Below are 17,508 nucleotides of genomic sequence, written 5' to 3'. Positions count from 1 at the left end.
AGCCTGGAGAGCCGGCATGACGAACAGCGCCATCCGGGTGCTCTGGACGGTGGTCGGCCTGGTGCTCACCGCCATCGGCGTGGTCGGGCTGATCGCCAGCCTCGGACACCTGGCCGGCGTCGACAACCAGGCACCGCTGCTCTGGTCGGGTCTGCTCCGCACCTGGCGCGATCTCGACCCGTGGGGTCTGGTCATCCTCGGCGTGCTCGGCACCTTCTTCGCCTGGCTGGGGTCGAAGCTGCTCGGCCGGGTGCTCCGGGCCCGCCGGTACCCGGTGCTGGGCGACCTCGACCTGCGGTCCGTCACCGGTCAGACCGCGGCCGCCGGTCCGGCGCTGCCCGGCGCCACCCGCGTCCGGGGTGCCCGGCTGGCCCGCGGCCTCGAACGCGACCTCGCCCGGGATCCGCAGGTCCGCCGGGCCTCGGTCACGCTGGCCGGCACGGCGCCCCGGCCGGAACTCTGGATCGAGTTGCAGCTCAACTCCCGGGCCGGGCTGACCGCCGTCCGGGAACACGTGGCAGCGGCGGTCGAGAGGTTCCGGGCCACCTCCGGGCTGGCGCCGCGCCGGCTGGAGGTGACCGCCCGGATCGACGCCGCCGGCCCGGTCCGGGTGCACTGACCGCGGCCAGCCCGGCTGCGCGACCCGGCCACGGTCGCACCGCCGAGCGGGTGGCCGAACACCGTGCCGGCGCGGCGGGTCAGAGCCAGCCGTACCGGCGGGCGATGGCCACCGCCTCGTGCCGGTTGGCGGCACCGACCTTGCCGGCCGCCGAGGAGAGATAGTTGCGCACCGTCCCTGGTGAGAGCGAGATCCGCTGGGCGATCTCCTCGATCGGGGCGCCGTCCGCCGCCAACTCCAGCACGTCGGCCTCGCGGGGCGTGAACGGGCTGTCGCCGGCGCTGATCGCCTCGGCGGCCAACTGGGGATCGACGTACCGGCCGCCGCGGTGCACGCTGCGGACCACGTCGGCGAGCACCTCGGCGGAGACCGTCTTCGGCAGGAAGCCCCGTACCCCGACCGCGAGCGCCCGCTTGAGGTGCCCGGGCCGGCCGTGGCTGGTGACGATCATCGTCCGGCAGCCCGGCACCTCGGCCCGGATCGCCTCGGCGACCGCGATGCCGTCCAGCTCCGGCATCTGCAGGTCGAGCAGGGCCACATCGGGCCGCAGCGCCCGGGCCAGCGAGAGCGCCTGGGTACCGGTTGCCGCCTGGCCGATCACCACCAGGTCGTCATGCAGCCCGAGCAGCGCGGTCAGGGCGCCACGGATCAGGTGCTCGTCCTCGGCGAGCAGGATCCGGATCGGCTCCGGCGAGCCAGCCCCGATCCGTTCGCCGTCCCGCACGGCGGGTTCCGGCTCCGGCGGTCCTGGCCGGCCGGTCACGATCGGCTCCACTGTGCCGGGACGGAGTCGGGCGCCTCGCCGGACGGGGCCCCGCCGGACGGCGCATCGCCGGACACCGCACCGGAGCGCGCCTCGGCGGGCACCGCATCGCCGGACACCGCACCGGAGCGTGCCTCGGCGGACGGCGGCGCCGCGGTCAGCGGTAACTGTGCGGTCAGCCGGAACCGGTCCGGGCCCGGTCGGGTGGCGGTCACCCGGCCGCCGAACGGCGCCAGCCGCTCGCTGAGCCCGAGCAGGCCGTTGCCGAACACCGGCGGGCCGCCGGGACGTACGCCGTCGTTCTCCATGACCAGGGTCACCAGGCACGCGCCGTCGGGCGGATCGGGGGCGTACCGGGAAGAGGCGTCGTCGGCTGCTCCGGGTCGGTCCGGGTCTGCCGCCGGTCGGTCCCGGCGCACCGAGACGGTGCAGGTCAACGCCTCGCTGTGCCGCAACACGTTGGTGGTGCCCTCCCGGACCACCCAGCCGAGCGCGCTCTGCGCCTGCGGGCTCAGGTCGTGCCCCTCCCCCAACACCCGGCACCGCACCCCCGCCGAGGTGAGCACGGCGCGGGCGCCGGCCAGTTCCGCGTCCAGGTCGGTGGAGCGGTAACCCCGGACGACCTCGCGTACCTCGGTCAGCGAGTCCTGCGCGATCCGGCGCACCTCCAGCATCTCCTCCACGGCCCGGGGCCGGTCCCGCTTCGCCAACTGCGCGGCCAGTTCGCTCTTCAACGCCATCACCGCCAGGTTCCGGCCGAGTACGTCGTGCAGGTCCCGGGCGAACCGCAGCCGTTCCTCGGCCACCGCAAGCCGGACCTGGTTTCCCCGGGACCGGTCCAGCTCCCAGAGCACCCCGAGCATCCACAGCGAGCAGCGGAAGGTGGAGAGCAGCACGAGGAAGCCGAAGAACAGCGCCCAGACCGACGAGCGCAGCAACCCGGCCGGCGCCCGGTCGACCAGTCCGACCAGCAGTACGACGCCGGCCAGCCCGACGGCCCCGCCGAAGGCGTACCGGGGTGGGGCCACGGTGCAGAGCGCGCCGAGGAAATAGCACGAGACCAGCACCGTCACCGGCAACGTCCACCCGGCGGAGCCGGGCTGCGCGCCCGTCAGGGCGTTGGTCACCTCGGCGGCGACGATGGTGACCAGGGCCAGCCACCCCGCGGCCACGACCAGCCGGGTGGGGCGGTCCCGGCGGCCGAGGAAGTGGTCGACCCCGGCCCGTACGGCGAGCAGGCAGAGCACCATGTGTGTGGTGCCGAACCCGAGTACCGCGATCCGGCCGGCCGTCGGCCACCCGGCACCGGTCGCGTTGAACAGCGCGATCGGCTCGGTCGCCGAGACCAGATAGAGGGTGGCCCGGGTGACCAGGTCGAACCGTTCGGGCTGACCGCGTCCGGTCCACCAGCCGACCAGCTCACGCATCCGGGACCTCCCTGCGTCCGACCTGGACTAGCGTCGCGTGTCCCAGCGGAACCAGCGGCGGGTCGCCGAGACGCCGACGGCCAGCCACAACAGTATGATCAGCGCCGGTCGCCCCGCCTCGGCCAGTACGCCGACGAAGTCGCGCGGCGCCTCGGCGCCGGTGGTGCCGACCCAGCCGAGCCGGACCAGTTCGAGCACCGGAGTCAGCGGCAGCATCTGGAACACCCTGGCGACCCCGTCCGGGAGCGAGTCCACCGATCCGGTGAAGCCCGACCCGATCATCGACAGGATCAGCACCGGCATCGTGGTGATCTGTGCGGTCTCCACCGTCCTGGTGAAGCCCGACGACGCGGCCGCGAGCAGGACGAAGACGGCACCGCCGGCCAGGACCGCGAGGAGCAGCAGCGGAAGGTTGACCGGCATCGGCAGGTCGAAGAAGACCGTCGCCGCGACGACGGTGAGCACCACCTGGGCCAGGGCCAGCACCAGGGCCGGGACCGCCGTGCCGACCAGGATCTCGCCGTCGGTGACCACCCCGGTACGCAGCCGCTTGAGCACCCGCTCCTCGCGCCGGGCGACGTAGGTGGTGACCAGGTTGTAGTAGACGACGTAGAGCAGGACGAAGCCGAACATGCTGGTGGCGAGCAGCGCTCCGGTGGAGACGTGCCCGTCGCCGCTGAGGAAGGTCGAGAAGAGCCCCACCGTGGCCAGCGGCAGCAGCAGCGCGGTGGTCGCGGCGGTCCTGTTGCGCAGCAGCAGGACCAGTTCCGCCCGGCCGAGCGCGCCGATCCGGCGCAGGCTCACCGGGCCGAGCCCGAGCCGCCGGAGAGGGCCGCCGCCACTGGTCACCTCCGCCGGTGCCGTCATCGGACCTCCTCCTCGACCGATCCACCGGAATGCGCCACCGCGAGGAACGCCTCCTCCAGGGACGCGGACCGGGCGTCCAGCCCGGCCAGGTCCAGGCCGCGCCCGTTGGCCCAGCCCAGCAGCGTGGTCAGCGCGGGCTGCAGCGCGTCGGTGTAGAGGGTCAGCCGGCCGGAGGGCGCGGCCGGCGCACCGGCCGGCGGCGACTGGGCCCCGGGCAGCGCCGGCAACTCCGCCGGGTCGAGCCCGTCCGGCAGCGCGAAGCTGATCCGCGCCGGGTGCGCGGCCACCACCTCGGCGACGGTACCGGCCGTGACGATCCGGCCCTGGTGCATGATCGCCAGCCGGTCGGCGAGTTCCGCCGCCTCCGCGAGATAGTGCGTGGTGAGCAGGACCGTGAGGCCGTCGACGAGCAGCGCCCGGACCAACTGCCAGGTGTTGTGCCGGCTCTCCGGGTCCAGCCCGGTGGTCGGCTCGTCGAGGAAGAGCACGTCCGGCCGGCCGAGGATGGCCATCGCCAGGTCGAGCCGGCGTCGCTCGCCGCCGGAGAGCTGCTTGACCTGGGTACGCGCCCGGTGGCGCAGGTCCACCAGCTCCAGCACCCGGTCGACCGGTTGCGGGTCGGGCAGCGTACCGGCCCACATCCGGGCGGTCTCCGCCACGGTCAGGTCGGCGGGAAAGCCGCCCTCCTGGAGCATCACCCCGGTGCGCGGCCGCACCGCCGCCCGGTCCCGGTACGGGTCCCGCCCGAAGACCCGGACCGTGCCGCCGCTGGGCCGGTCCAGCCCCTCGACCAGTTCCAGGGTGGAGGTCTTGCCCGCACCGTTCGTGCCGAGCAGCGCGAACAGTTCGCCCTGGCCGACCGAGAAGGAGACCCCGCGCACCGCCTCGAAGCCGCCGCTGCCGCCGTACCGTCGTCGTAGGTCGCTGACCTGGACGACGGTCGGGTCGGGCGGCGCGAGTCCCGGGTCGGTGGCCGTCATCGTCTGGTTCATGGCTCGATTCTTCGGGACACCGGTCACCGTCGGCAGTGCCACCGATCACCGCTTTCCGTGCAGCGCACCCGGTCGCACCCGTGACGAATGTCAGTCGGGCAGCGCGGTGACGGCAGCCGCCCGGTGCCGCCACCGGCGGGCGCCGACGGTCAGCCGGCCGGGACCACCGGGACCGGCCGCGGCGGCTGGGTGGACAGGTCGACCACCCGGGCGGTGCCGACCGGCGCGCCGAGCGGTACGGCGGTGCTCTCGACCCGCGCCGAGTTCGGCACCTCCTCGGCCGGGCCCGGGGCCCGTTCCCGCACCCAGACCAGCAGGCCCACCTGGTCACCGTCGCGGCGCTGCTCGACCCGGTCGATGCCGTCGGCCAGCGCCGACATCGCCACCCGGATCCGCAGTTCGCGGTCGCCGGGTGCCGGACTGCGCTCCAGGGTGAGGCTCAGCGCCGGAACCACCCGGGACGAGGCCGGCCCGCCGCCGCTGCGGTCCGCGCCCGCACACGCCGCCGGCGTTGCCGCCACGGTCGAGAGCACGACCATGGCGGCAACCCGGCGGCGTACGGAACGCATCAGCTCAGATTACGCACCGCAGCGTAGAGGTTCGAGACCCCGTCACCGAAGTACGGCCCGTAGATCTGCGTCAGGTCGTTGCCGACGTGGTAACTGTTGACGCTGATCGTGTAGCCCGAGTCACCGTTGAAGTCGGCCAACCAGGCGCCGCCACTGCCACCGCCCTGGATGGTGCAGGCCAGCTTGAGGTCGCCCCAGAGGACGTACCGGAGCGACGTCGCGCCGTCGCAGGTGATCAGGTCCTCGCCGTCGAACGGGGAGTTCAGCGGGAACCCGAAGTGCCACACCGACGGGGTCGACGGCCCGTTGATCCGGATGCCCTGGCTGCCCGTGACGTCGGCGAGCCGGCGCCCGGCGTTCAGGTGCATCACCGCGACCCCGACGTCGTACGCCCGGTCGCCGTCGTTGATCCAGCCGTTGAGCGACCACAACTCCCGGGCGGTCCAGGTGCCGAGCGGCCGGTCCCCGTAGTAGTAGTCCGGGATGAAGGTCCAGTTGGTGTTCTGCCAGCCACCGCCGGAGCCTTCATGCACACAGTGTCCCGCGGTGAACACGGTGTTGCGGGCCTCGCTGCTGACGACCACGCCCGAGCAGTGCCAGAGCCCTCCGTTGTGCTCGTAGAGCACCTTGCCGTTGGTCAGCGACACGAAGTCGTGCCGCCACGGCCAGGAGGTACCGGTCGGGCCCGCCATCACGGACGCGTCGCCCCGGGCGGCCTTGGCCGGCCCGGCACCGGACTGGCCGTGCAGGTTGGTCGCGGCGGCGCGCGGCGGCAGACCGGCCACGGCGGTCTCACCGAGTACGGAACTCTGCGCGGTCTTGCGGAGTTCGGCGAGCGAGACGCCGTTGTCGGCCGGCCTGGCCGCGGCGATGCGCTCCTTCGTCCAGAACCGGGCGAGGGCGATCTCCGGAGTGCTGCCCAGCGCGGCGGCCTCCGGGCTGAGCGTGACCGACGTCGAGCTGACCCCGGCCGGGTCCACGGGTGCGGCCGCGGCGCCCGCGGTCGTCAGCGTCGACGACAGGACGGTGGCGGCCAGGATGACGATCGTCGCGGTGGTGGTCCGAAGAGATGGTCGTAGTCGCATGGATGTCCCATCTGATGCGAAGCAAATCAGGACCGGCTCTCGAGTGCCACACCGAAGCTATCGAGGAATGTTCATATTGTTCTGTCGCCAGAATGGCAGTGTCGGAAAACTCCCCCGGGCCGCCGGGGACCTCGGTCAGGGCTTGCGGGCCACCGCGCCGTAGGCGTCGATGTGCTCGGCCTCGGCGTCGTCCGGGCGCCACTGCGTGATCGGCACCAGGCCGGGTTCGACCATGGTCAGGCCCTCGAAGCAACTCGTGAGCTGCTCGGGGCTGCGCAGGATGTAGGGAGCTCCGCCGCTCTCCACCAGCTTGTCGGCGCCGTCGACCACCGCCGGGCTGGTGTCGCTGCCGTCCCAGAGCACCAGGTGGCTGCCGGAGGCGGCGGGTTCCAGTATCCGGCCCACGATGGAGCGTACGACGTCCAGGTCGGGCTCGTAGCCCAGTACGCCCATGAACATCACCGCGACCGGCTTCCGGAAGTCGAGCGCCTCGGCCGCCTTCGCGAGGATCCTCTCCGGATCGTGGTAGTCGGCGTGCACGTAGTTGGTCAGCCCCTCGGAGGTGGTGCTGGCCAGCAGGGCGCGGGCGTGCACCAGCACCATCGGGTCGTTGTCGACGTAGACGATCCGGGACTCCGGCGCGACCTGCTGGGCGACCTCGTGGGTGTTCTGCATGGTGGGCAGGCCCGTGCCGACGTCGAGGAACTGCCGGACGCCCGCCTCGGCGGCCAGGTAGCGCACGGCCCGGATGAGGAAGCGCCGGGACTGCCGGGCCATGACGACGATCTCCGGGTAGACCTCTGCGACGGCGGCCCCGGCGGCCCGGTCGGCCTGGAAGTTGTCCTTGCCGCCCATCCAGTAGTTCCAGATCCGCGCCGCGTGCGGCACCTCGAACTGCAACCTGGCAGCGAGCTCGGGATCCAGGTCGGCCATGGCCAGGCTCCAATGCGAGAGGACCGTCCGGCGCAAGACGGTGCGCGACGAGATCGACATCGTACCCGCGACACGGTTGCGTGTTTTTCTCACCACGCTGCCGGAGATGGGTCGCGGGCGAGCCACCCGGCCCTCCGGCGACGGTTACCTCGGCCGCGGCAATCCGCGGCCACCCGGGCCCGGGCGGTCGCAGTCTCGGAGTACCTGACGGCGCGGCACTGCTCCACCGCGCGCCGCCCTGATCGCCGGTTACGACGGGAGTCCCCATGTCCACCGTGTCCACCGCAACCCCCGCGCTGGAGATCCTCTCCACCGCCCTCACCGCGCTCCGGCCCCGGATGGAGGCGGTCAGCCTCGCCATCCACGCGCGGCCGGAGCTGAAGTTCACCGAGTTCCACGCCCGGAAGCTGCTGACCGACTGGCTCGCCGCGTCGGGTTTCACGGTGCGGGCGCCACTGGGCGGGCTGGAGACCGCCTTCGCGGCCGAGCACGCGGGCAGCCGTCCCGGGCCGTACGTCGCGGTTCTCGCCGAGTACGACGCGCTGCCGGGTGTCGGGCACGGCTGCGGGCACAACCTCATCGCGGCCGGTGCCGCCGCGGCGGCGATCGCGGTCGTCCGCGCGCTGCCCGACCATCCGGGCACCGTCGCGGTGCTCGGCACCCCCGGTGAGGAGATGGGCGGCGCCGGCAAGGTCCGGCTGGCCGAGGCCGGGGTCTTCGACGGCGTCGACGCGGCGCTGATGTTCCATCCCGGCGACCGTTCGCTGACCGCCCGCCCCGGACTGGCCGCGGCGCACCTTCGGGTCGCCTTCACCGGGACCAGCGCGCACGCGTCGATCTCCCCCTGGCTGGGCCGCAGCGCGCTGGCCGGAGCCCAACTGTTCCTCCAGGCCGTCGACGCGATGCGCCAGTTCGTGCCGCCCACCGTACGGCTGCACGGCATCGTCTCGGACGGCGGAGCGGCCCCGAACGTCGTACCGGCGCACGCCGCCGTGGACCTGTACGTCCGAGACCGGACGGCAACCTCGGTCGAGGCGCTGGTCGAACGGGTCCGTAACGCGGCCGACGGCGCGGCGCTGGCCACCGGGACGGCCGCGGCGGTCCGCGAGACCGGCCCGATGTACGCCGAACGCCGCAACAACACGGTGCTCGCCGAGCGGTTCGGTGCGGCGGTACGGGCGCTCGGGGTGGAGATCCTGCCCGGTGACCCGGACGCCCCGGCGGGCTCCTCCGACATCGGCAACCTCTCCACGCTGCTGCCGGTCATCCACCCGTACATCCAGATCGCCGACCCCGGTACGCCGAGCCACTCGGCGGCGATGCGCGAGGCGGCGGCGACGCCCTTCGCGCACGACCGCACCCAGATCGCGGCGACCGGACTGGCCCGGGTGGTCGCCGAACTGCTCACCCGGGCGGAGCTGCTGCCGGCGGCGCGGGCGGAGTTCGCGGCGCAGGCCGAGGTGCGGGCGTGACGGGTTGCCGACCATACACTCACCGTCATGTCGGTTGTGATCCTCCTGGCGGGGGTGGGCCCCGACCGATTTCCCGTCGTCGTGTCACCGCTGGCCGAGCTGGCGGCGAGCCTGCACGTGCTGACCGGCCACCTCCACCATCCCGAGCACGCGTCCTGGGCGGCCGAGGTCTGCCGGGCCGCCCCGCCCGCCTTCCGGGCCGGGCTGCTGCGGTTCGCACCACTGTGGACGGCGCCGCGCTGGCGGGCCTTCTATCCCGGGCTCGGTACGGCTTATCCACGGCTCGGCACGACGGCACCGGCCGCGCCGCTGGCCCGGCTCCCGCTGCACCGGTTCGCCGAACTCACCGCGTTCACCTGCGCCAGCGGCTACCACGGCTTCGCCTTCGGCCGGGTGCTGCACGACCCGGCACAGGCCGGCGCGCTGCGGCAGGCCGCGTCCCGGCTGCCGGAGCCGCACCTCGGTCTCGCCGAGGACCTGTTGCGCGACCCCGAGGCGCTCCGCGCCGACGTACTCGACTTCCTCGACCTGTGCCACCGGGTCTACTTCGGCGACCTCTGGACCGAGACCGAGCCCCTGCTCACCCGGGCCGCGCACCGGGTGCGCCAGCGCCTGGCCGACGAGGGTCCGACGGCCGCCCTGATCGGGCTCAGCCCGTCCACCGCGCGGACGGCCACCCCGTCGACCGGGCCGGCCCGGGTCGTCTTCGACAAGGTGCACCACGCGGTGATCAGTCCGTCCCGTACGCCGGTCCTGCTCATCCCCACCCGGTACGGCGCACCGCACCTGCTGGTGAAGAACGAGCCGGGGCTGCCGCCGGTGGTGCACTTTCCGGTCGAGGCGCCGGAGGTCGGGGTCACGCTGGCCCGCAGCCGCCTGCTGGCCCTCACCGACCCGCGTCGGGTACGCCTGTGCCGGCTGATCGCCCGGCAGGCGATGACCACCGCCGACCTGGCGGACCGGCTGTCGATGACCCGGCCCCAGGTCTCCCGGCACCTGCGGGTCCTGCGCGACCTGGGACTGGTGCGGGTGGAACGGCACGGCCGCTACGTGCTCTACGGGCTCGACCTCACGGCGGTCGAACGGATCGGCCGGGACGTGGCGACGGCGTTGCAGTACTGAGGTCACCCCGGGGGCGGACCCGGCGAGCATGGGGCGGTGGATCTGGAATCGGGCGCCGGGCTGCTGCACCGGCTGACGTCGTACGAGCCGGGCCGGGGCGGGGACGTGCCCGTCGACGATCCGCGGGGCCGGCACGACCTCGTGCCGAACGATCCCGGCTCCCGGCCGACACCGATGAAGGCGTACCACGGGCTGCCCGCCGTGCCGCTGCCGCGCGAACTGCCGGCTCCGGGGGTCTCCGCGACCTCGGTGCTGGCCGGGCAGCGGCGCCCTGCCCCGCCGGCGCGGTCGACGGTGGCGCCGATCACCCGGGCGTGCGCCAGTGAGACGCGCCACTGCTACCGAAAGTGATGATCCTCACGGGCACCGCCCAGGTCAGGAGAGTAATGCCGGTCCTCTGACTACTCTGTGGAACCGGTGAGCGGGAAGATCACCGCACCGCGCAGCAGCCGTCCGGGGGGAAGCACCAGCATGACCGGTTCCGCCACACGCTCCTGGCAGGGCATGACGATTCCGGCCCCCGGCACCTACCTCCTCGACCCCGCGCACAAGCGGGTCGGGTTCCTCGCCCGGCACATGATGGTGAGCCCGGTACGCGGTGAGTTCGGCGAGGCGACCGCGCAGATCCTCGTCGAGCCGGACCCGTTGGAATCCTCGGTGACCGCGACGATCCGGGCGGCCAGCATCGGCACCGGCAACGCCGACCGGGACACGCACCTGAGCAGCGCCGACTTCCTCGACGTGGTGCGGTATCCCACCCTTGAGTACCGCAGCACCGGGATCAGGTGGCAGCCGGACCGGAACGACTCGATCTTCTACTGGGCCCGGCTGCGCAGCCAGCGCCCGGGTCGACGCAGCGAGGTCACCGTCCCGGCGCAGGCCGACCGGACGTCCGGCCGGTTCGTGCTGACCGGAGAGCTGACCGTCAAGGGGATCACCCGACCCGTCGACCTTCAGGTGGAGTTCGGTGGCGCCCGGCGCGACCCGTACGGGCAGGACATCTTCGGGTTCAGCGCGACCGCCGAGATCGAGCGTGCGGACTACGGGCTGGTCTGGAACGTGGCCCTGGACAGCGGCGGCGTGCTGGTCGGAAAGAGCGTGCGGATCGAGATCGCGGGCGAGGCGATCCGGCAGTCCTGACCCGGCCGGGTCCGGTGGCAGCCGGCGGAGGGAACTGCCGGCCGGTGCGGGGCCGGGCCCGCGACGGACGGATCCGCCGCGGGCCCGGATGGGGTGGTGCTGCCGTCAGTTCGGCGCGTGCACCCCGTTGGCAGCCCAGTCCCTGGTCGCACCACGGACGTACATGGTCGACGACTGGTTACCGGAGAAGTACTGCTGGATGGAGCCGGCGAACGGCGTGCTGGAGGCGTTGCGGCCGTACACGTCGGTGTAGACCGTGGTCGGGCCGCTGTTCTGCACCTGGAAGGTGCCCGGCCGGAACTCCCGCAGGGTGCCCTTGAACGGCGAGCGCGGGTCGTCCCAGGCGAGGTTCTGCCCGGCCTGCCGGGCCTGGTTGCAGTAGTCGCCACCCGCGAGGTCCGTGTAGCACAGGTCCACGATCCGGCCCAGGTTGTTCGGCTTGGTCGGGTCGTAGTAGCGGGACGGGTTGACCACGTAGAACAGGGGTGCGAGGCGGAAGTTCAGCCCGGACCCGGTCACCTGGAAATCGGAGAACCAGAAGTCGTCCATGTCGGAGACGGTGAACGGCACCGGGTTGGGGTAGAGCGGGTCCTGGTGGGTGCGACCCTCGCGGATCGCCTGCACACAGCCCGGCTCGGTGATCAGCCGGCCCAGCGAGCGGGTGTCCGACGGCGAGTCCGCCGGCACCGGGGGCGCGACGTTGATGAACGCGCCGCCGAAGCCCGGGCATTCGCTCGGGCTGAAGCCGCCGGCCCGGCCGAGCGGGATCATCGCGTTGTACCGCGCCTCGGTGACCTGGCCACCGTTGCTCGCGGTGCAGCGCTGGTTGAAGAGCAGCTCGTGGACGTTGTTGCTGAACGCGTCCGGCGAGTGGGTGCCCTGGTGGAACTTGAGCAGGGTGTCGCAGACGGCGATCGTGGTGCCCTGCGGCGGGAAGAAGCTGGTGCCGTTGTCACCCTGGATCACGTTGGTGTTGTTGACCGAGAGCACCTTGTGCCCGACGTGGTCCTCGTGCCGGTGGCTGTTCTCCGGCATGTTGTCCAGCATCACCTCGCTGGTGTAACCGAAGGCGGGCCAGCCGACGGTGCTGTACAGGTCCGAGTTGCGCGGGTCGTCACCGTGTTCGTGACCGAAGTTGCAGCCACTGGGATCCCGGGTCGGGTGCCAGGTCGGGTAGACCTTGCCGTCGGGGCCGTACGTCCAGTAGCGGGCGTGGATCTCGACAGAGCACTCACCGGACCTCGGCAGGTACCCCTTCTCGTTGGCCGTGGCGATCAGGTCGTACGCCCGGCTGGTCTCCGCTCCCGCCGGTGGCAGCGCGCTGCCCCAGGTGGGGTTGCCGGGCGGCGGCGCCGAGGTCGGCGGCGGGGTGTTGGGTGGCGTCGTCGGTCCGGTGCTGGGGTTGGGGCCGGGAGCCCCGGTGCAGGCGGTGCCATTCACGGCGAAGCTGGTCGGCGCGGGGTTGCTGCCGTTCCAGGACCCGTTGAAGCCGAACGAGACGCTCGCTCCGGTGGCAATGCTGCCGTTGTAGGTGGCGTTGCGGGCGGTGACCTGGCTACCGCTCTGCGAGACGGTGCTGTTCCAGGCCTGGGTTACCCGCTGGCCGGCGTCGTAGCTCCAGGTGAGCGTCCAGGAGCTGATCGGGTCGCCGACGTTGGTGACGGTGACCGTCGCGGTGAAGCCGCCCTGCCATTGCGAGCCGACCGTGTAGGTGACGCCGCAGCCGGCGGCGGCCGCCGCGGGTCCGGCGACGGTGATCGCCGCTCCGCTGGCGACGACCACGGCTGCCACGGTCACGGCTGACCACAGCCGGGACCGGGGACGGTGTAGGCGCATTGCTGGTCCTCCGAACGATGGTGGATGGATCGACGGGGAACGTGGACCCCGGCAGGCGGGTGTGCCGGACGGCGGGGACCGGGGCTTGCCCGTCCGGTGGCGGGCGCGAGCCGCACCGGTCACCGGAGCGGCCGGGCGGGTGACCCCGGCGGGGGTGCCGGTGTATCACCATCGATTGATATACATCTATGTTACTGGCCGGGTCGGGACTGTCAACGCGCATCGGCCGGTCCCGCCGAAATCGGAATTGACGCAGGTAGATGCGTATCGCGCCGGTGGGACGGGGGTACCCCCACCCGGATCCCGGGCGCCAGCAACCGACGCCGGATCTCCGGTTTGTCGGCGCGATCGACGTTTACCCGCCCGCCGCCCGGGAACGGCTACCGCCATGAACGTTCGGGTGGCCGGGTGCCGACGCGGTCGGCGGATCATCGGGGTACGGCGGGTCGCCGGTGGCCGGGACGGCGGGGCCGACCGGTGACGCCGGCACGGGGTGGCACCGGGTCGGGGCTGCGGGTGGTGGTGGTCGGCGCGACCGGCAATGTGGGGACGAGTCTGGTCGAGGCGCTCGGCCGGGACCCGGCGGTCGGCACGATCGTCGGGGTGGCGCGGCGGCCACCCCGGTGGCGGGCCCCGAAGACCGAGTGGGCCGAGGCGGACATCGTCGCCGCCGACCTCGTCGAGATCTTCGATGGCGCCGACGTGGTGGTGCACCTCGCCTGGCTCTTCCAGCCCACGCACCGACCGCTCACCACCTGGCGGGTCAACGCCGTCGGCGGGCGGCGGGTCTTCGCCGCGGTGGCCCGGGCCGGCGTACCGGCGCTGGTGTACGCCTCGTCGGTCGGGGCGTACTCGCCGGGGCCGAAGGACCGGCCGGTGGACGAGAGCTGGCCGACCGACGGCTGGCCCATCGCCGGATACACCCGGGAGAAGGCGTACCTGGAGCGGGTCCTCGACGCCTTCGAGCAGCGGCATCCGGAGGTGCGGGTGGTACGGCTGCGGCCCGGGTTCATCTTCAAGCGGGAATCCGCCAGCCAGCAGCGTCGACTCTTCACCGGTCCGCTGCTGCCGGGCCGGCTGGTGCGGCCGGGAATCCTACCGGTGCTCCCCGACCTGCCGGGGCTGCGGTTCCAGGCCCTGCACTCGGCGGACGCCGCCGAGGCGTACCGGTTGGCGGTGCTGCGCGACGTGCGCGGGGCGTTCAACGTGGCCGCCGAGCCGGTCGTCGACGGGCGGCTGCTCGCCGACATCCTGCGGGCCCGCCCGGTACGGCTGCCGTCCGGGCCGGTCCGGGCCGCACTCGCGCTGGCCTGGCACCTGCACCTGGTGCCGGCCTCCCCGCACCTGCTCGACGCGGTGCTCCGGCTGCCGGTCATGGACACCACCCGGGCCAGGACCGAACTGGGCTGGACACCCCGGCACACCGCCCGTGAGGCGATCGAGGAGTTCCTGCACGGGCTGCGCACCACCGGTGGGATGCCGACGGCACCGTTGACGCCCCGGCTGAACGGTGGCCGGCTCGCCGAGGCCGGCACCGGGGTGGGCGAACGCCCCTGACCGAACCCGCCGGAACCCGCCGGCGTCGCGGCTCAGACCCGGGTGACCCGGATCGCGTCGGCGATGACGTAGCCGGTGCCGCTGGTCCACCGGCTCACACCCACCCGGTCGCCGTCCCCCGCGGCCAGCGTGAAGACGCCGAGCGACACCCACTGGCCACCGGTGAGGCGCTGGTTCACCCGTACCGTCTGGTTGCCGCTGGTGGTGGCGACGACGAACGGGGTGGCGTCGTTGTAGTCCGGGTTGGCCGCGTACCAGACCGAGACCTCGTAGCTGGCCGTCTCCGGGACGTTCACCCTGTACCAGGCGACGTCGCTGGCCAGGACGGGGTCGGCGAAGCGGTAGTCGGCGCCGTACCGCTGGCTGGAGTAGGTGGACGTTCCCCAGCTGGCACTGGCGGTGAACCGCCCGGCGGTGCTGTTGTCGACGATGCTGCTCCAGACCGGCGGCTGGCCGCCACCGTCGGCGGAGACGTCGAGGTAGTTGCGGTCGATCCGCATCTGCACCCCGCCCCAGGTCTCGTAGACGTCACCGGCGTACTGGTGCAGCCGTTGGTGGTTGGCGTAGTACTCCGCCGGGCAGTACGGGCCGGCGTCGAGGTTCGCCGCGTCGTTCCACCAGGCGAACCAGAGCTGGTCCACCCGGGTGTAGGCCGGGTCGTTGTACGCGCCGCACAGGTCCGCGACCCCGGACGAGCCGCTGGAGTACATCCCCGAGAGGTAGCCGAGCGCGTGCAGCCGTTCCGTCCAGCCGGACAGGTACGACAGCACGGCGGCCCTGCATGACGCGTTCGACGGGTAGTGCTCGATGTCGTTGTAGATCGTGCTGCCGGCGAGGATGCCGAGGGCCTGTGCGGCGTTCACCGCGCTGGTCGCCCGGCTGGCGCCCTGGGATCGCGCCGTGGCCGGGTCGCTGGACATCTTCGGCGTCCGGGTGCCGCACGGGGCCTGACGGTCGAGTTCGATGGGGATCAGGCGCCAACCGTTGTTGGTCTGGTTCGTCACCCAGGTCGCGGTCAGGTTGGGTTGGGAGCACGAGCGGCTGGCCCCGCTGATGTAGATCCCGACGGCCCGGTACGGCGAGTTGGCCCGCCAGGCGTTCATGGTGGACTGGGAGGGGGCGGCACAGGTGTCGAAGCCCCGGCCGAGGAAGGTGCCGGGTTGCGGGCCGGCCGCCGCCAGCGGGGCGACCGGGGCGGCGGGTCGGGTCAGCGCGCCGAGGACGGACGGCGCCAGCGGTACCGCGTCCGGTCCGAGGGTCGCGGCGGCGAGGATCCGCCGGGCGAGGCCCTCGGTCAGCGGCGTGTGCACGGCGGTGACGAGCACACCCGCGTCCTGGACCGCGACCTGGATCGCGTCGTCCTGGGACGGCGGCGCGGCCACGGTCGCCGCGCCGGCCGTGGTGACGGTGGCGGCCGGCAGCCGGTCCGCCGAGCGGGTGTCGATCGGTTCGAGGTGCAGCCCCGCGGTCCGCCCGACGAGTCGGGCGGGGCACTCGGCCTGGTCGCCCGGATGGCCGAGGTAGACGGCGGGGCGGTCGAACCGGACGCAGGCGTGCGGTCGGGCGGCGAGGTCGACGACCTGCCAGCTCTCCGGCACGACGACCCGGTATCCCTGGTAGCTGACCGTCCGGCTGCCCTCCGGCGCGATCGGGCCCTCGACGAGGCCGGCCCGGGCCGGCAGGACCGCCATCGTCGAGCCGGCGACCACGGCGGCGAGGCCGGTCAGGCCCGCCATGGTTCTCTTCATCCGAGCCTCCTGGAGGAATCCTTACTCGCAGCCGCGATGTTTGGAAAATTCCTACCAGATATCGACGCCGACCGCTAGCCGGTGTCGCCCGCCCCGGAGTGCGAGCGGCGCGGGACCACAAAGACCACAACGAACTCCATGACCGTAACGGTGACGGCCGTCACCTCGACCGGAAGCATCTACGCAACCCAGCGGTAACGCTGCGGCAACAGCTACGCATGTCGAGGAGAGACCGATGACAGACCTTCGGAACGCGCCGGGCCGGCTCCGGGGCGGCTCCCGCCCGCCGGGTGCCCCCGGGCGGGGTACGGGTGGCCGGCGGCGGGTCGCGGCGCTCGCCTGCGTACCGCTGATCGCACTCGCCGCGGTGGGCTGTGGCCGCGACGGGGGCGGCGACACCGCAGCCGTGAAGTATCCGACCCGGACGATCCAGTTGATGGCGCCGGCCGCGCCCGGCGGCGGCTGGGACAGCACCGCCCGCGCGCTACAGAAGACGCTGACCGACGGCAAACTGGTCACCGAGTCCGTCGAGGTGACCAATGTGACCGGTGCAGGCGGCACCCTCGGCCTGTCCCAGCTGGTGACGAAGAACCGGGGCGACGCCCACCACCTGATGGTGACCGGCCTGGTGATGATCGGCGGCGTGCTGACCAACAAGTCCCCGGTCAACCTCGGGCAGACCACCCCGATCGCCACGCTCACCGCCGAGCAGGAGGTCATCGTCGTACCGGCGAACTCGAAGTACACCACGCTGCAACAGTTGATGGCCGACGCCAAGGCCGACCCGGCGTCGATCAACTGGGGTGGCGGCTCCGCCGGTGGCACCGACCAGATCCTCGTCGGGCTGCTCGCCAAGGCGGCCGGCGCCGATCCGAAGGCGATGAAGTACGTCGCCTACTCCGGCGGCGGCGAGTCGAAGGCCGCGCTGCTCTCCGGTGACCTCACCGCGGCGGTCTCCGGCGCGAGCGAGTACGCCGACCTGGTCGCCGGTGGCCAGGTCCGGGCCCTCGCGGTCTCCGGCGCCACCGGCATCGACGTCGGTGCCGGCAAGCCCGCCCCCACCATCAAGGAGTCCGGGTACGACGTCGAGCTGATGAACTGGCGCGGCCTCGTCGCCGCACCGGACATCTCCGACGGCGAGCGGGCCGCCATCATCGAACTGGTCGACAAGCTGCACGCCTCGGAGCAGTGGAAGCAGACGCTGGCCGCGCAGAAGTGGGACGACTTCTACCGCAGCGGCGACGCGGCGGAGGCGTACTTCGCGCAGGAGAGCAAGCGGATCACCGAGGTCCTGACCGAGATCGGCCTGGCCGGCTGATGCCGTCGGAGTCGCAGACCGGGACGGGGGCGGTCGAGCCGGCCGCCCCCGTCCCGGCCC

At 72.8% G+C, this 17,508-nt stretch carries 16 protein-coding genes; 7 read left to right on the top strand and 9 right to left on the bottom strand.

Annotated elements, in window-relative coordinates:
• The first annotated feature begins 16 nt into the window (after positions 1–16).
• On the top strand, positions 17–619 hold the full coding sequence (locus tag ACSMXO_RS20095; protein WP_455418925.1) for a hypothetical protein: 603 nt from the start codon (positions 17–19) through the stop codon (positions 617–619).
• A gap of 79 nt (positions 620–698) precedes the next feature.
• On the opposite strand, the gene ACSMXO_RS20090 is transcribed toward ACSMXO_RS20095, so the two are convergent.
• From ACSMXO_RS20090 to ACSMXO_RS20060, 7 genes are all read right to left on the bottom strand, one after another.
• Positions 699–1,325: a response regulator transcription factor gene (locus ACSMXO_RS20090; RefSeq protein ID WP_346263158.1), complete on the bottom strand. Its 627-nt coding sequence runs from the start codon at positions 1,323–1,325 to the stop codon at positions 699–701.
• A gap of 53 nt (positions 1,326–1,378) precedes the next feature.
• Positions 1,379–2,809 carry a sensor histidine kinase gene (locus tag ACSMXO_RS20085; RefSeq protein WP_455418924.1) on the bottom strand — a complete coding sequence of 477 codons (1,431 nt, stop codon included), beginning with the start codon at positions 2,807–2,809 and terminating at the stop codon, positions 1,379–1,381.
• A gap of 27 nt (positions 2,810–2,836) precedes the next feature.
• A complete protein-coding gene (locus ACSMXO_RS20080) occupies positions 2,837–3,676 on the bottom strand; it encodes an ABC transporter permease (protein ID WP_455418923.1) in 840 nt (279 codons plus the stop codon).
• The gene (locus tag ACSMXO_RS20075) at positions 3,673–4,668 is read right to left on the bottom strand and encodes an ABC transporter ATP-binding protein (RefSeq protein WP_455418922.1); all 996 of its coding nucleotides are present in this window, start codon (positions 4,666–4,668) and stop codon (positions 3,673–3,675) included. The genes ACSMXO_RS20080 and ACSMXO_RS20075 overlap by 4 nt, the downstream gene beginning before the upstream one ends.
• A 149-nt stretch (positions 4,669–4,817) precedes the next feature.
• Positions 4,818–5,237 carry a hypothetical protein gene (locus ACSMXO_RS20070; RefSeq protein WP_455418921.1) on the bottom strand — a complete coding sequence of 140 codons (420 nt, stop codon included), beginning with the start codon at positions 5,235–5,237 and terminating at the stop codon, positions 4,818–4,820.
• Positions 5,237–6,322: a trypsin-like serine peptidase gene (locus tag ACSMXO_RS20065; RefSeq protein WP_346263130.1), complete on the bottom strand. Its 1,086-nt coding sequence runs from the start codon at positions 6,320–6,322 to the stop codon at positions 5,237–5,239. The genes ACSMXO_RS20070 and ACSMXO_RS20065 overlap by 1 nt, the downstream gene beginning before the upstream one ends.
• A gap of 135 nt (positions 6,323–6,457) precedes the next feature.
• A complete protein-coding gene (locus ACSMXO_RS20060; RefSeq protein WP_455418920.1) occupies positions 6,458–7,255 on the bottom strand; it encodes an SAM-dependent methyltransferase in 798 nt (265 codons plus the stop codon).
• A 266-nt stretch (positions 7,256–7,521) separates the two neighbouring features.
• Here ACSMXO_RS20060 and ACSMXO_RS20055 point away from each other — a divergent pair, with 266 nt between their 5' ends.
• The 4 genes from ACSMXO_RS20055 (at position 7,522) to ACSMXO_RS20040 (ending at position 10,989) form a co-directional block, all read left to right on the top strand.
• The gene (locus ACSMXO_RS20055; RefSeq protein ID WP_455418919.1) at positions 7,522–8,727 is read left to right on the top strand and encodes an amidohydrolase; all 1,206 of its coding nucleotides are present in this window, start codon (positions 7,522–7,524) and stop codon (positions 8,725–8,727) included.
• Positions 8,728–8,754: 27 nt separating this feature from the next.
• Positions 8,755–9,849 (top strand): DUF5937 family protein, encoded by a 1,095-nt coding sequence (locus tag ACSMXO_RS20050; protein ID WP_455418918.1) that lies wholly within the window; start codon positions 8,755–8,757, stop codon positions 9,847–9,849.
• A 36-nt stretch (positions 9,850–9,885) separates the two neighbouring features.
• Complete coding sequence (locus ACSMXO_RS20045) at positions 9,886–10,200, top strand: hypothetical protein (RefSeq protein ID WP_455418917.1); 315 nt, start codon at positions 9,886–9,888, stop codon at positions 10,198–10,200.
• A gap of 120 nt (positions 10,201–10,320) precedes the next feature.
• The gene (locus ACSMXO_RS20040) at positions 10,321–10,989 is read left to right on the top strand and encodes a YceI family protein (protein ID WP_346263125.1); all 669 of its coding nucleotides are present in this window, start codon (positions 10,321–10,323) and stop codon (positions 10,987–10,989) included.
• Between the two features lie 105 nt (positions 10,990–11,094).
• Here the strand turns inward: ACSMXO_RS20040 and ACSMXO_RS20035 are convergent, their stop codons facing one another.
• A complete protein-coding gene (locus ACSMXO_RS20035; protein WP_455418916.1) occupies positions 11,095–12,786 on the bottom strand; it encodes a cellulose binding domain-containing protein in 1,692 nt (563 codons plus the stop codon).
• Between the two features lie 516 nt (positions 12,787–13,302).
• Here ACSMXO_RS20035 and ACSMXO_RS20030 point away from each other — a divergent pair.
• A complete protein-coding gene (locus ACSMXO_RS20030) occupies positions 13,303–14,382 on the top strand; it encodes an NAD-dependent epimerase/dehydratase family protein (protein ID WP_455418915.1) in 1,080 nt (359 codons plus the stop codon).
• Between the two features lie 32 nt (positions 14,383–14,414).
• Here the strand turns inward: ACSMXO_RS20030 and ACSMXO_RS20025 are convergent, their stop codons facing one another.
• Positions 14,415–15,680: a glycoside hydrolase domain-containing protein gene (locus ACSMXO_RS20025; RefSeq protein WP_455419263.1), complete on the bottom strand. Its 1,266-nt coding sequence runs from the start codon at positions 15,678–15,680 to the stop codon at positions 14,415–14,417.
• 685 nt (positions 15,681–16,365) lie between these two features.
• Here ACSMXO_RS20025 and ACSMXO_RS20020 point away from each other — a divergent pair.
• Positions 16,366–17,448: a Bug family tripartite tricarboxylate transporter substrate binding protein gene (locus tag ACSMXO_RS20020; protein ID WP_455418914.1), complete on the top strand. Its 1,083-nt coding sequence runs from the start codon at positions 16,366–16,368 to the stop codon at positions 17,446–17,448.
• Positions 17,449–17,508 lie beyond the last annotated feature (60 nt).

The sequence above is a fragment of the Plantactinospora sp. DSM 117369 genome, from assembly GCF_053764795.1.
This window is presented reverse-complemented; position numbering and strand designations above follow the sequence as displayed.